Source organism: Lacticaseibacillus sp. 30 (assembly GCF_053819265.1).
Map to the genome: position 1 here is coordinate 148,492 of NZ_JBSOQX010000001.1, position 14,123 is coordinate 162,614.

Sequence of the window (14,123 nt, forward strand, 5' to 3'; positions counted from 1 at the left end):
GGAAGAAGACAATGTTAGAGCAGCCATATCTCGATCTTGCCCAAAAAGTATTAGATGAAGGCCATTTCAAGCCTGATCGCACGCATACAGGCACGTACAGTATTTTTGGTCACCAAATGCGGTTTGACCTTAGCAAAGGGTTTCCTTTACTAACAACCAAAAAGGTGCCCTTTGGTCTCATTAAAAGCGAGTTACTTTGGTTCTTGCGTGGCGACACCAACATTCGTTTCCTATTGCAGCACAAAAATCACATCTGGGATGAATGGGCCTTTGAGAAGTGGGTTACCAGCCCCGATTATCATGGTCCGGATATGACCGATTTTGGTCATCGCAGCCAAAAAGATCCTGAATTTGCCGCCAGTTATCGTGAACAGATGGCCAAGTTTGACGAACGTATTCTCACTGACGAGTCATTTGCAGCTAAATACGGTGATTTAGGATTGGTTTATGGCTCGCAATGGCGGGCGTGGCATACCAGTCGCGGTGACACCATTGACCAGCTAGGGGATGTGATTGAGCAGATTAAGACGCATCCATACTCGCGACGCTTGATCGTATCCGCTTGGAATCCAGAAGATGTACCAACCATGGCGTTACCGCCTTGTCACACCCTCTTCCAGTTTTATGTCAATGATGGCAAACTTTCCTTGCAACTGTATCAGCGTTCTGCGGACATTTTCCTTGGCGTGCCGTTTAATATTGCCTCATATGCCTTGCTGACCCATCTTGTTGCCCATGAATGCGGGTTGCAAGTTGGGGACTTCATTCATACATTTGGCGATGCTCATTTGTATGTCAATCATTTGGACCAAATCAAAGAACAATTAATGCGGACGCCACGGCAGGCGCCAACCTTGGTCTTGAATCCGGATAAACACGATATTTTTGATTTTGATATGCAAGATATTAAATTGTTGAATTATGATCCTTATCCGGCCATTAAAGCACCAGTTGCCGTTTAAGCGAAGCACGTGCTTGGGCTGCCTTGTCGGCGAGAAAGCTTATTATTGGCGATATCGAAGCTGTTTAAGTGACGGTTCTGACTGATTGCAGTACCATCAGACGTATCAAAAACGAGGGGGATTTTAAATGGTAGCATTTTTGTGGGCGCAGGATCGGGATGGTGTAATCGGTAAAGACGGCCATTTGCCATGGCATTTGCCAGATGATTTGCATTATTTCCGGACTCAGACTGAAGGAAAAATGATGGTGGTTGGGCGTCGCACGTACGAAAGTTTTCCAAAACGGCCATTACCAGATCGTACGAACGTGGTTTTGACGCACCAGGCTGATTACCAGGCACCAGGCGCGATTGTCTTGCATCAGGTTGCTGAAGTGCTTGATTATGCGAAGGAACATGCAGATCAGGCATTAGTCATCGCCGGTGGTGCTCAAATCTTTAGCGCCTTTAAAGACATGGTTGATACCTTGCTCGTGACCCGTCTAGCCGGCAGTTTTGCAGGTGACACTAAAATGATTCCACTAGATTGGGATGCGTTTACTAAAACCTCAAGCCGAACTGTCGAAGATCAAAACCCCGCTTTGACGCATACTTATGAAGTTTGGCAAAAGCAAAGATGATCTGACGCGTTTAGCAGCTAAAGAATTTTTTTAAGGAACTTAAATAGTTATGTGCATTTGTAGTTCGATTTTTTAACTAAAATTGACTCATGTGCAAAAAAGATCGGCTTCTCCGTCTGACGGAGCGAGCCGATCTTTTTTATATAGTTAGCATTAAACGAAAAGGTAAATTGAAATGTACATGCACAGGCTACCGAGAATGACAAACAGGTGCCAGATGACATGGATGTAGGGGATGCCTTTTTGCAGGTACAGCATAGCGCCACCTGTGTATGCTAACCCGCCAGCAACCAGTAACCAGAAGCCAATCGGTCCTAAGTGATGCCACAGTGGCACCATGCCGATTAAGCAAAGCCAGCCGAGAATGACGTAAATCATGGTTTCCAGATGCTTGAAGCGATTCAAGAAGAACAGCTTGTAGAGGATGCCGCCAAAGCAAAGCGCCCAGATGGCAATTAGCAAGCCGATCCCTAATGGTCCGCCAATCGCGATCAAACAGTAAGGCAGGTAGGAGCCAGCGATTAATATGAAAACGCCGGAGTGATCTAGGACCTGTAGGACATGGCGCGCCTTGCTAAAATAGAAACCGTGGAACGCCGTTGAAGCCGTATATAAGATGATGAGGGAAATCCCAAATCCTAAGTAGCTGATTAACTCAAGCTGACTGCCACTATTGGCACCCTTAATACCCAACGCAATCGTGCCAACCACTGCCAGCCCTAAGGCAAATGCATGGGTTATCGCACTAAACATTTCATTATTAAATTCATAATGCTTTGATTTTGCCACGCGCATCTTCTACCTCCTTGGTGCAACCGGTACAGATTTCTTTACGAGAATTGCCGGGCACGCTTCAATTCACTTACGATTTTAGCATGGTACGTTTCACAATACAACCTAATCTAGTTATGATAACTAGATAATATGTACTGACAATATTTCTGGACTTTGCTATAATGAGTTCGATAAACGAACCTAACAGAAAGCGTGGCTCAGACATGGCAAATATCAAGATCGTCACGGATTCTTCCGTTCAACTGACTCCAGAAGAGATCAGCCAACATAACATTACGGTTGTACCGCTAACCATTATGATTGATAATACCGTTTATATTGATGGCGAAACCATCACGCGGGATGATTTTATGGATGAAATGGCTGCGGCGCAAAACCTGCCCAAAACCTCGCAACCAGCTGTCGGCACGTTCGCCGATGTTTTCGACAAACTGACAGCAGACGGCAGCGAAGTTTTGGCAATTCATATGACTGAAACGATCAGCGGGACGGTGAATTCTTCGCGGCAAGCGGCTCAAATTGCGAAAGGCAAAGTGACGGTGATTGACTCGCAGTTCACGGACCGAGCGATGGCTTTTCAGGTCTTAGTCGCTGCTGAAATGGCCGAAGCCGGCAAAGATATGAAAACGATTCTTGATAAGCTTGAGCAAGTGCGGGACAACACGACACTGGTCCTTGGCGTAACGAATTTAGACAATTTGGTCAAAGGTGGCCGGCTTAGTCGTGTTTCAGGCTTAATTTCATCGTTTTTGAACATCAAGGTCATTCTGCAACTGCAAAATGGCGAATTGAAAGCCTTACGCAAAGGTCGGGGGATGAAGACGATTAATAATTTCATCGCCGAAACAATTGCTAAAATGGCGAAACTCAGCAACATCAAAAGTGTTGGTATTTCAACGGCCGGCGCTAAGGAATTAGGTGAAGACATTGGTCGGCGCATCGCAGAAGTGCTACCGAGTGTCCCGATTCTGGTGCGACCGACTGATCCAGTCATTGCAACCCATACAGGGCCAGGTGCGTTTGCAATTACGTACTACGTTGATTAATTTTTAATAAAATTTAACTGGCCGGCGGAAGCGCCGGCTTTTTTAAAGCACGAACACTTGTGGCTTGAGAACGCCGTATGCACGGTTTCAGGCATGATCAAGGCAACGACAGCTGGTGATGCCTAAAACGGTTAGGCGGGCATCTGCGGCTACTTGTGCCCTGATTTTAGAGAGAAGCAAAGCCGGCACCATTTTTGAATCAAACTGGGCGCCCTTGTCGACTGTTTTTGGTCATTGTTAATGATCATTCAGAAGGAGCGCCTTTGTTAATTTGTACAACGTCAAGTACAATAGCCTATTAATACCAGTCATTTGACCAGAAACACAGGAGGCACCATGGCCAAGTTAAAAAGTTTTCTTATTTCATTCGGTGTCATTTTGCTAGCCGGTATAGCGGCTTTTTTAAGCTGGCAAGTATTCGGCCCTGCCGCTGCGCCCAGTCAAGTCAAACTGACGGCTGATCAGCCGAAGCAACTCAAGCTGACGGCGGTTGGCGATTCGCTGACATACGGCGTTGGCGATGCCACGAATAACGGTGGTTTTGTTGGACTCACTCAGGCCGATTTGGAAGCTACCGGCCAATATCAAGTCACGACGAAAAACTATGGTGTCAGTGGTAACACCAGCACCCAGATTCTTAGTCGCATCAATAAACAGGCGAAGATTCGTACAGATTTGAAGCAAGCCAATATCATTACCGTGACGGCAGGCGGTAATGATCTGATGCATGTGTTGCAGCAACATTTTCTTAGCTTGTCTGAAAAAGAGATCACTGCTGGTAGCACGGCTTTTCAGAAACATCTAACGACCTTACTCACAACTATTCGTAAGGAGAACGCAACGGCACCGATTTATGTTTTTGGCATCTATAATCCGTTTTATGTTTATTTTCCAAAAATGACAGCGATGACTAATAGCGTGAGTGCGTGGAATCAGGCAACGCAAAAGACCTTGCAAGGCTTCCAACGTGTCTATTACATTGACATCGATAAGGTCTTATCAAATGGGGAAACTGTCGCCAACAAGGCTTCTGCAAAAGAGGCTTTGAAGGAAGCAACATCTGGAGATGGCAACCCGCTGATCTTTTCGCAAGATCATTTTCATCCTAATAATGCCGGTTATGCGCAAATGACTAAACAATTGATGACGAAACTAACAGCCACAAAGAAAGATTGGGAGTGATTAGGGTGACAGAAAAGAAACGGCAGCGCAAACAAAAATCGATCAGCTGGTCAATGATTAACTGGTGGAAATGGGCATTTTTAATCCTGATTGGCCTTATCTTGGGTAGCGGAATTTGGTTTACCAAAACCGTCTTAGCGCCGGTTTCACTGAACACAGCCACAGAGACTAAGACGATTTCAAACGACCCGGTTTTCACGGTTAAAGTCACCAAGAGTAGTGCCAACCGAATCATGGCACATTATTTAAAAACCTATCTGAAGGACAGCCCAATTAAATACGCCGTCACCCTTGGCAATAATGAGGCGGCGTTGAATGGTTCGTTCAAATTTCTTGGCAATAATGTCAAGTTCCAATTGACCTTTGATCCGTTGGTACTTAAAAATGGCGATGTTTTGCTAAAGTCAAAGAAATTGAACGTCGGTACATTGCCAGTCCCGATTAGTTTCGTAATGAGCTATATTGGGCATAGTTATAAAATCCCTAGCTGGGTCAGTCTTGATAGTAAGGCAGGAAACGTTGTGCTAAAATTGAGCCAATTTAAACTCCAAAATGGCATGACGCTTCGGGCAACTAAACTAGATCCGACGAACGATGACTTAGAGTTCGCAGTTTACCTCCCGGATAATCAGTGATCATTGGAAAGAAGCTGAATATTTTATGAAAAAAGAAACAGCTATTTTTGCTGGGGGATGTTTTTGGTGTATGGTTGAACCCTTTGAAGAGCAGCCGGGCATTTTGAATGTAGTGTCCGGCTACACTGGCGGCCATGTCGCCAACCCCACCTATGAACAGGTTTCGTCTCACACCACTGGACATACTGAAGCCGTAGAAATCACCTTCGATGCCGACACTATTAGCTATCCGCAGTTGTTGGACATCTATTGGCAGCAAACCGATCCGACAGATGCTATGGGTCAGTTTCAGGATCGCGGCGATAATTATCGACCGGTGATTTTCGTGAAGGATGATGCCCAACGCGAAGCTGCAGAGGCTTCAAAAACGGCCTTAGCTGCTAGTGGGCGCTTCAGTGATCCGATTGTGACGCAAATCGAAGCTGCCAAGCCGTTTTATCCGGCTGAGCCTGAGCACCAACAGTTTTATGCTAAGAATCCCCGCCGTTATGCATTAGAACATGCACAACGGCAGGCTTTTATCGACACAACATGGAAGGATCAATAATGCATCGGACTTTTTACGAATATCTCATGACCCTGCGTAACCCCAATGACCATAGTGAAATTGCTGAATTTGCGAAAAATGCCTTTTTGGATCAAAGCTTTCCTAAGCAAGAAAAGGATTACCATCGACTAAGCGATTATCTGGAACTAAACGGCAATTATTTGCCAAGCATGGCCGTTTTTGACGAAACGTATCGCGCCTATGAGGCGAGTGAAAGCACAGGAGGCGATTCGTATCAATAAACGTAGATTACCGTGGTGGGCCGTTTTGATAATTGTCATCGTCGCACTTGGCGGTGGTGTCGCAGGCGGTTACGCGCTCTCTTATCAGCAAGCGCAACAAAGTGTTTTGAAAACAAGTGTCCCCAAGGAACTAGCACCCGTTATTGCTGCTTATGAGACGGTTACCAATAACTACTATAAAAGCGTCAATACGACCAAATTAACCGATGGCGCGATTAAAGGTATGCTGGCAACGTTAGATGATCCATATTCCGTTTACTTGCAGAATAACGATAAAACCAATCTTGATGACACGATTTCGGCTTCATTTGGCGGTATCGGTGCCACCATCCAGCAAAATCATGACAGTCTTTCCATCGCCAGCATTTTACCTGACACGCCCGCCAAAAAAGCAGGCATGCAAGTCGGCGATGTGCTGCTCAAGGTCAACGGTAAAGATGTCTCCAAACAAACCGTTAGCAAGGCAGTTGCCAAAATTCGCGGTAAAATCGGTACCACAGTGTCCGTCACCGTTAAGCGCGGCAGCAAACAAGCGACCTTCTCGATGAAGCGGCAGAAAATCACGGTTGACACTGTCACTGGCCAACTTGCTTCGGCCAACAAACAGGTCGGCGTCATTACTATCTCGACTTTTAGCGAACCAACCGTCAAACAATTCAAGGCCACTGTTAAGAAATTACGCAAAGAAGGGGCCAAATCCTTTGTCCTCGACTTACGGCAAAATCCAGGCGGCATGATGAGTGCGGCTTTGTCCATCAGCTCCATGTTCTCTAAAAACGGCCAAACTGTTCTGCAAGTCGAAGACCGCAACGGTGCCAAGGAAGTCTATAAGGCTGGCAAGAAACTCGATGACGGCTTTAAAGTCACTGAAAAAACGGCGGTCTTAATTGATGGTAATTCGGCCTCAGCCAGTGAAATCACCGCTGCAGCACTTCACCAAAACAGCAACATTCCGCTTGTCGGTGAAAAGAGTTTCGGCAAAGGCACCGTCCAAAATGTCGGCGAAATGGGCAGCAACAAAGAACTCAAGCTGACCATCGCTAAATGGTTAACGCCAAACGGCACTTGGATCAATCACAAAGGCCTGACACCTGATATCAAGGTCGACTACCCAGCCGCGGCGAAGATCACCTTGATCAACGCCACTCAGCTCAAACCAGGCGATAAAGGCAGCGATGTGAAGTCCTTGCAACAAATGCTCACGGCACTTAAAGTCGGCTCCGTCACTGTCAATAGTCAATACGACGATGCCACCCAAGCCGCTGTCAAAACGTTCCAGCAAGCAAATAAGCTTGACGCAACAGGAACAGCGGATCAGGATACGTTGGCAACGCTCGCGCAGAAGTTGAGTGCACAGTTGACCAAGGATGATCCGATGATGAAGGCGGCTGTGGATGCGGTAGCCAAGTGAAAATCAAATAGGTTATGATATGCGCGTATATGCCTTTTAGGAGGTGTGTACGCGTTTTTTGATACCTATTGCTAGAAACCAAACGGAGGGAAAGAGATGTCAGTTGAATTAGAAGGATTTGCGGTGTATCCGAATAAAGTTGTAAGGACCAATGCGTGGATGACTTTTTTGAGAACACATCAGAGGGAGGTTGACGTCACGCTTAGGCCAGAGCACATCTTAGTGGAGCGGATTTTCTCGTCATCTGTTGGTGGACGTTTTTATTTGTGCTGGTATCCGGAGCAAACCGCTGCGAGTCCGGATGTGACTGAAAGCTTAAATCCGATTGATCAGGCGCATGTGACGTTTTGGCGGGAGTGCGTTGATGAAAAGGTGCCTCGGTTGAGGTTTCGGTTGGAGAATAGTTTTCATGCTTGATGATGAGATAATATCGATTTAAAGATCGGCTAAACAATATATAAGACATTTTCTATTAGTTATAATAATATTGTTTATCGAATAATCTTATTAAATGTATAAGATTATTGTAAGAAAGAAGACCTAAAAAGTGTACAATTAAGTTTTGTACTATTATATTTAAGTTGCTTAAGCGCTTAAACAATACCAACCTGGACACAAGTATAAGTTACTTTAGTTTTAAAGTGTTTCAACAAAAATCGTGTATATATCGCGGAGAGAGCATGCTGTTCTGACCTGACAGTTTTTTTGAGTCCTTCACAGTGAGGATCAAAAAGATTAGTCATGAAGGCGCTTTTTACGCTGCAAATGCTGTTATGAAAAAATAAAGAAGAGATGGAGTTTGAAACATGCAAATTTCCGATTTTTGGAGGATGATCACTGATCTAGAATCACGATCGCCTGAGCATGCACTCATGCTTTTAAATGCGCCTACTGGTACTGGAAAGAGTTACACGATTGCACAAGCATTGTGTCAATATGCAGCTGACCATGAGAATTTTCGGGCTTTCTTTGTCACTGACCAAAAAAAGAATTTCAATGAGCATACTTTTAAAGCAGCCTGGAACAAACACGCGAGATCAAGCTGTGGTACTTTTAATCAACGAGTGGCTATTTTACGTTCTTTGGAAGATACCGTCAATAAAATCATTGGGGACTGGGATAACCAACAAATGCCGGCCAAATATCGATCATCAGAATCTGTTAGGAAGGTATTTAAGAACCTAAAGATGCATCTTGGTTTATTTCAAGCCTATAAACATCAAGCCGCTGATTCCCAGACCTCGTGGGAGGCGCTGAGAAAAGCCGAGTTCGAATTCCGACAAGCAATCACGGTCCAACTGGCAGATTCGGTCGAATTGACTGTGCCCCTTGACGACGAAGGTCAGAAGAAAGCTTGTGACTATGTTGCGAAACAAGTGAATTCGGAAACTAAATGGTTGAATGAAACATATCCAACGATTGACCTTTATCGTCGACAAATCATCATTTTAACAACGGCAAAATTTACCAGAAGTTATACGCCTTTCTTCCAGGAACACGCTAAGTCTTTTCAGTTTGCCCCAATCATTCACAATGCGCTCATCGTCATGGACGAATTTGATAGCACCAAACAACAAGTCTTGGATAAAGCGATCGATGATGCTTTAAAAATCCAGGCAGACCTGATTATGCTATTCGAAGCTTTGCACCAAGGATTCAAAAAAATGGATGAAGATGTTTTACCAAGCCAGTTGAGAGATTGCTTCACAGCAAGAAAACAGTTTAATGTTTTAAAAGAGGAGGGTAAACAGCTGCGCTCCAAGTTTGCCTTGAGGCATTTGTATAAGACAGAGGCAGTTTCGCTTGATTCCGGCTTTGTGATCCATACGCCCCAAAGACAATTGATCAGCGCAGGTAAGCCCTGGCACGCATACTTAGATCATCATTTGAAACAGGTTGTCTTGGGGCAACAGGCGCGAGACGACTTGCACTTTCAGAGAATGTTGCCCAGGGTTTACACATTTTTGCGGCGAACAACGCGCTTTTTTCGTGATCGAGCTCGCGATTATCAAGGCTTAAAAAATTTTGAACAGTCAAATTTTGATGATGCTATGACAATTGATGATGCTTGCCATAGTATCTATAACGCACTCGGACTGTCAGGTGAACAGATTAAGGTTTTACTCTCGCTGGGCCATGATTACTCGTCTGCTCAAGGCATTAAATCTAATTATCATGCGCATAGCACCCATCGCTTTCAACAACAAGGTCTAAGCCTTTTTCAAATGATGAACGATTATCAGCATGAATTCCGGACTGACATTGACGCTTCTTTTTTTAAAGTAACTCCGGAAAGGTACCTGTTGAATTTACTAAATAAAGCCAACATTCTTGGCTTATCAGCAACTGCTACTTTGCCAACAGTGCTAGATAATTACGACCTGACTTATCTGAGAGAGATGTTAGGTCCTCGCATGATAAACGGGATCGAATTTTTGAGTGCAGAAACTCAAGAAGAACTGGATTTTGAAGGGCGATATGCAAAAGGAAACATTCAAGTTAACGCAGAGATGGCCAATATTGGGACTTCATTCGCCTCAATCTTTGAAAATCGTTTGAAACAAAATGGGTTGGTGATTGAATCCACTATAATTCGACAACTAGATGCAGCATTAGAAAAGAAGGCCAATGCTGTCAAGAACAACGAGCAAGAGGGAGGAAGCGGCAAAGACTACTTTAAACAACGCTACATTGCTTTGTTCGACAGTTTCGTTGTTTTCTTGACCGATCCCATGCTGACATCTTTTTTAGGCTTGCAGTCGCTTTTGCCGGGGAAAGAACAAGGTGGCATGGATCAAGAATACCTTTCAGTGACTTTTGATCGGCTTAAAGAACTTTTAACTCAACAATTTACAGAAGCTGCCGATACCAAATTGAAAATTATTTCGCCACGAAATGGCGAGAACGTTCAGTCCGATCTCGCAGAAGCTTTAGCCATCCCAAGTCATGAAGATAAGCGTGTCTATATTCTCAGTGCGTATCAAACGGTTGGAGTAGGTCAAAATCTTCAACATGTCATGAATGAATTCGAACGGGAACATGCCGTGAATATCGCCCCAAAAGGAGCCAATTCATATGACCTACGACATGAAAGTGTTGATTTGGCGGGCATCTATCTTGGCGATGTGACGCATATTCTTACCAACACTCGTCAGTTTAGGATGGATGCGTCCGGACTCCGCGCCATTATCGAACGAGAATATCTTTTTGACACTTACGAGATCAATGTGACGACCTTAAACACATTTTTTACTAACTTGGAGCGAGGAAGATGGCAGGCCTATCCTAAAAATGCACGTAGTCTTTATGTCAGTTATTCGCGGACGATCATTCAGGCGCTGGGACGAATGAACCGGGCTTTCAACAAGATGCCATGCGTCCGTATCTTGGCAAGTGCCAATGTACTGGGCAGTATCACAGGGAACGGGATCGATCTGGAAGAGACAAGCTTCGAATATCGGCGTTTGCTGGACTATGCAGATGAAAAAGCGCCGACATTCGAAAAGACGAGATCGGAAGCCTTCAAACAGAATGCCACTTTGTATACCCATCGTGATCTTTTATTTTTAAAATCCCATTTACAAACTAATGAACAAGATGCGGAGTACTATCGTGATCTTCGTCTATTTGTGGCAAAACATCCAACTGCTTCTGAGGAAGAACGAATAGGGAATGCGGTCTTCAAACGGCGTAACGATGAGTCTGGATTTCAATATTTACCTTCAGAAAAACACGAAACAAAATATGAAGTCAAACCCGATACACGCGATAGCGGCTGTTTTGACTTTAGTAAAATCGGAATGGAAATTTCCGCCGAGGCATCGGGATTGACCATAATGTGCCGTTATCCCGGCTTAAAGACACATTTTGAAGATTTGGAGATTCCGACAGAATGGTTGCCGAATGAACTTATTTTGAACCCGGTGCAATACAGGAATCTGTATCGCGGTCAAATAGGTGAAGTGGCGGGTCAATTTATCTTTGAAAAAGAGTGGCGACAAAAACTTCAGGATTTTGACGATTTAGCCAATAACGAATTATTTGATTTTCAGTGTCAAGGCGAGGTGGCTATTGATTTTAAAAATTGGCAGGGTCAACCGAACAAAGATACTGAGAAGGAACGGCAGCATGTTGCACAGAAACTCAGGCACTTGCAAGTTAACACTGGTCGAGAATGGCGAGTCATCATCGCCAATGTAGTTGCGATTAACAAAGGTAAACCGACCATTACGATTGACGGGAAAATCCTTGAAATCTCTGGACTCATTGATGAGCAAGGAAAGCTTGTGTTGACCCCAGAACAAAAAATACAAATAGGGAGGTTTTTGCATGCAAGACCAAATGACAATTCAGACGACTAGGCTCGACTATAAACTCAATTTAATGGCACTACAGTCAGATTATCGATTTTTACAAGTGACTGTAAAAGAAGGCGCCTTTTCGAATTACAACAAGTTGATAGCTTCTTGGTTGCCTGAGGCGGTCATGACGCCTCGTCGCAATATGTACGTTCTGATGTTTCGTCAACTACCTTTATTACAACAGGTTGAGGGGCTTGAGATGCGCGAGATTATGTTGGCAGAAATGGAAACAGATTCTATTTATCCGAATCACATATTACAGTTACTCCTCAATCAACAAGCATTCGGACAACCAGCCATTTCTGAGGTTAATAAAACGCCAGAATTACTCGTATCACGAAAAGAATGGCAGTATCAACGCCAAGACTTAAGACGACAATGTCACGCGTTGAATGTAAAAGTGAATTGGGACCAGGATCTTGAATTAAATGTTCAGACATATACCGAAACAGCAGAATGGGACTGGAAGAGGCCGCTATACAAGTTGGATCTCGCTCGAGGATTCTTAGAACGTTGTTACCAACCTTCCGATGGACCATACTTCTATCAGGGCAACCACACCTCAAGGAAAAACCAAGTTAAATTTTTATCTATTAAAAACCTGAAATCGTTTGAGAGAAGCAAAGTCGGGATTGCAAGAGCGCTTCTTGATAATCTTAATCAAAATACTACTCGCTATCTTCGTAAATCAGTCAAATTTCATCAAAGTCAAGTTGAGCAGTCGTGTCAGCTAAAGCTTGAGAGGACCGACGCGATTTGGAAACAAATAGCAGGCTGTTCGATCAATATTTATCCGCAGGCGAATGATTCATTGGCTGCGGAATTGGCCAATCGAATGACTGCTGCACTAAAACAAAGTCAAATCGTGCAACAGGTCAAGGTAAATATCCATTGCTCGCGAAGTTCTCAATCGGGACTTAATATTCAAGTAATTCGAGATACACGCGATCACGCGAAGTATGATCATTATGAAGTTGGAACAGTAGACCGCATCATTCAACATGTCACGGTTGAAAAATTTGGCGCCTATCAAAAGGGAGATGAAGGAGTTAGTTGGGAACCCCATGATGGCAAAAAAAGTCGAGACGCTGCCACTGATCCAGCCTTGATTAAGCTAGCGCAAGAGTTATGTATCAAACAGGATCTAGCGAATAGGCAATTAACAATGGTCGACGCTGCTTTGGCTAGAAAAATTCAGCCGTTTACTTTCTATCGCTTTGAATACATACGCGAATTGCCAGCGCCTGAGGTCATGGTTACAAAATTAGCATTTACTATGACAATGGGTTTGGTGTTTTCTAAAAAACAGGTAGTCCTGAAGGCGGATCATCTTAAAACGGATGACGAGTACACAAGGATTTGTGACAAAGTCTTTAAAGTGCTGGGCTCAAAAAAACAGAAATATATCTGGGATCGGGTTGATTGTGTCGTTCAGTTTGGCACCAAACAGATTATGATTCAGCAATTTGCCCGCACAACGATGCCGGATGGTGAACAGATAAAGAAACAATTAGAGCTATGCAATCCTAATAAAATTCTTTCTCGAAAAAACGCAGGTCAGGAGCTGGAAAGGGTGCGACCAATAGATGCTGATGATGAAGCATTTATGACGGCGTTCAAGCAATTACAATCGGTGGTCGCAGAAAGTCCTAGCACTTTTAATTTAAAGGATCTGGATCAAGCGGCGCGTGATGCAGGGCTGAATCCACGGCAACCGGGGATGAGGCAAGTCAATCAATTCTTGGAAGCAAAAGCTTCCTTCACATTGAAAAGTACATTGCAACGCAACCTTCCGGATTCGCCGCTTCTAGGGTTGAAATGGATCGGTTTAACGAGAATTGAAGAGTGGAACGGTTACTCTATTGCCCAGTACTTCGTGGGTGCCAATCAATCCCTAAAGCCGGATATTGCACGAGCTGTGACATTGCGTCGTTTATTGCCATTGTCATACGGTGATAAGGTCGTTGATGAAGTTTTTCCGGAGTTGGCTGCTATGATGAGCGTTGAATTCGTACGCAATGGACAGTATACGGTTGTGCCGTTTCCGGTAAAGTACCTGCGAGAATATTGGTTAGCAGAACAGCGGGAGCATCCGGAGTATCGGTGGAAAAGATTGCCAAGTGATCGATCATGATCATTCGGGAATGATCATATAAATATAAGGAACGCCAGAAACCATTGACAATGCTGTCAAACTCTGACGTTCCTTATTTTGAGTTGCGGTTTTTAAAAATTAATCTTGCTTACTTTGTTGATAGAGTTTTACCGTTGCGATAAACCCATTGTTACTTCAACCTAGACTACGAATGCTAATGTTTCCTGT

General features: G+C 44.2%; 12 protein-coding genes. 11 read left to right on the top strand and 1 reads right to left on the bottom strand.

The window, feature by feature from the left end; translation table 11 throughout:
- Positions 1-11 precede the first annotated feature (11 nt).
- Positions 12-962, top strand: coding sequence for a thymidylate synthase (locus ACWPAB_RS00670; protein WP_016380421.1), 951 nt, complete (start codon positions 12-14; stop codon positions 960-962).
- A 127-nt stretch (positions 963-1,089) separates the two neighbouring features.
- Complete coding sequence (locus ACWPAB_RS00675) at positions 1,090-1,581, top strand: dihydrofolate reductase (RefSeq protein WP_003570293.1); 492 nt, start codon at positions 1,090-1,092, stop codon at positions 1,579-1,581.
- 153 nt (positions 1,582-1,734) lie between these two features.
- Here ACWPAB_RS00675 and trhA read toward each other — a convergent pair whose 3' ends face one another.
- Entirely contained in the window at positions 1,735-2,376 is a 642-nt protein-coding gene (gene trhA / locus ACWPAB_RS00680) for a PAQR family membrane homeostasis protein TrhA (RefSeq protein WP_003570295.1), read from the bottom strand.
- Positions 2,377-2,579: 203 nt separating this feature from the next.
- Here trhA and ACWPAB_RS00685 point away from each other — a divergent pair, with 203 nt between their 5' ends.
- The 9 genes from ACWPAB_RS00685 to ACWPAB_RS00725 all read left to right on the top strand — a co-directional run bounded on the left by ACWPAB_RS00685 (position 2,580) and on the right by ACWPAB_RS00725 (position 13,934).
- The gene (locus ACWPAB_RS00685; protein WP_003565381.1) at positions 2,580-3,422 is read left to right on the top strand and encodes a DegV family protein; all 843 of its coding nucleotides are present in this window, start codon (positions 2,580-2,582) and stop codon (positions 3,420-3,422) included.
- A gap of 336 nt (positions 3,423-3,758) precedes the next feature.
- Entirely contained in the window at positions 3,759-4,604 is an 846-nt protein-coding gene (locus ACWPAB_RS00690; protein ID WP_003570297.1) for an SGNH/GDSL hydrolase family protein, read from the top strand.
- Between the two features lie 5 nt (positions 4,605-4,609).
- Positions 4,610-5,239, top strand: a complete 630-nt coding sequence (locus tag ACWPAB_RS00695; RefSeq protein WP_003570299.1) for a YpmS family protein — start codon at positions 4,610-4,612, stop codon at positions 5,237-5,239.
- Positions 5,240-5,264: 25 nt separating this feature from the next.
- On the top strand, positions 5,265-5,786 hold the full coding sequence (gene msrA / locus ACWPAB_RS00700; RefSeq protein ID WP_003570301.1) for a peptide-methionine (S)-S-oxide reductase MsrA: 522 nt from the start codon (positions 5,265-5,267) through the stop codon (positions 5,784-5,786).
- Positions 5,786-6,028, top strand: coding sequence for a YozE family protein (locus ACWPAB_RS00705; RefSeq protein WP_003565389.1), 243 nt, complete (start codon positions 5,786-5,788; stop codon positions 6,026-6,028). Before msrA ends, ACWPAB_RS00705 begins: the two co-directional genes overlap by 1 nt.
- The gene (locus ACWPAB_RS00710) at positions 5,997-7,439 is read left to right on the top strand and encodes a S41 family peptidase (protein WP_045136217.1); all 1,443 of its coding nucleotides are present in this window, start codon (positions 5,997-5,999) and stop codon (positions 7,437-7,439) included. Before ACWPAB_RS00705 ends, ACWPAB_RS00710 begins: the two co-directional genes overlap by 32 nt.
- Before the next feature lie 96 nt (positions 7,440-7,535).
- Positions 7,536-7,856, top strand: a complete 321-nt coding sequence (locus tag ACWPAB_RS00715) for a DUF6176 family protein (RefSeq protein ID WP_016363591.1) — start codon at positions 7,536-7,538, stop codon at positions 7,854-7,856.
- Between the two features lie 389 nt (positions 7,857-8,245).
- Positions 8,246-11,800: a hypothetical protein gene (locus ACWPAB_RS00720; RefSeq protein ID WP_076665421.1), complete on the top strand. Its 3,555-nt coding sequence runs from the start codon at positions 8,246-8,248 to the stop codon at positions 11,798-11,800.
- Entirely contained in the window at positions 11,769-13,934 is a 2,166-nt protein-coding gene (locus ACWPAB_RS00725; protein WP_003584381.1) for a hypothetical protein, read from the top strand. The genes ACWPAB_RS00720 and ACWPAB_RS00725 overlap by 32 nt, the downstream gene beginning before the upstream one ends.
- The last annotated feature ends 189 nt before the right edge of the window (positions 13,935-14,123 follow it).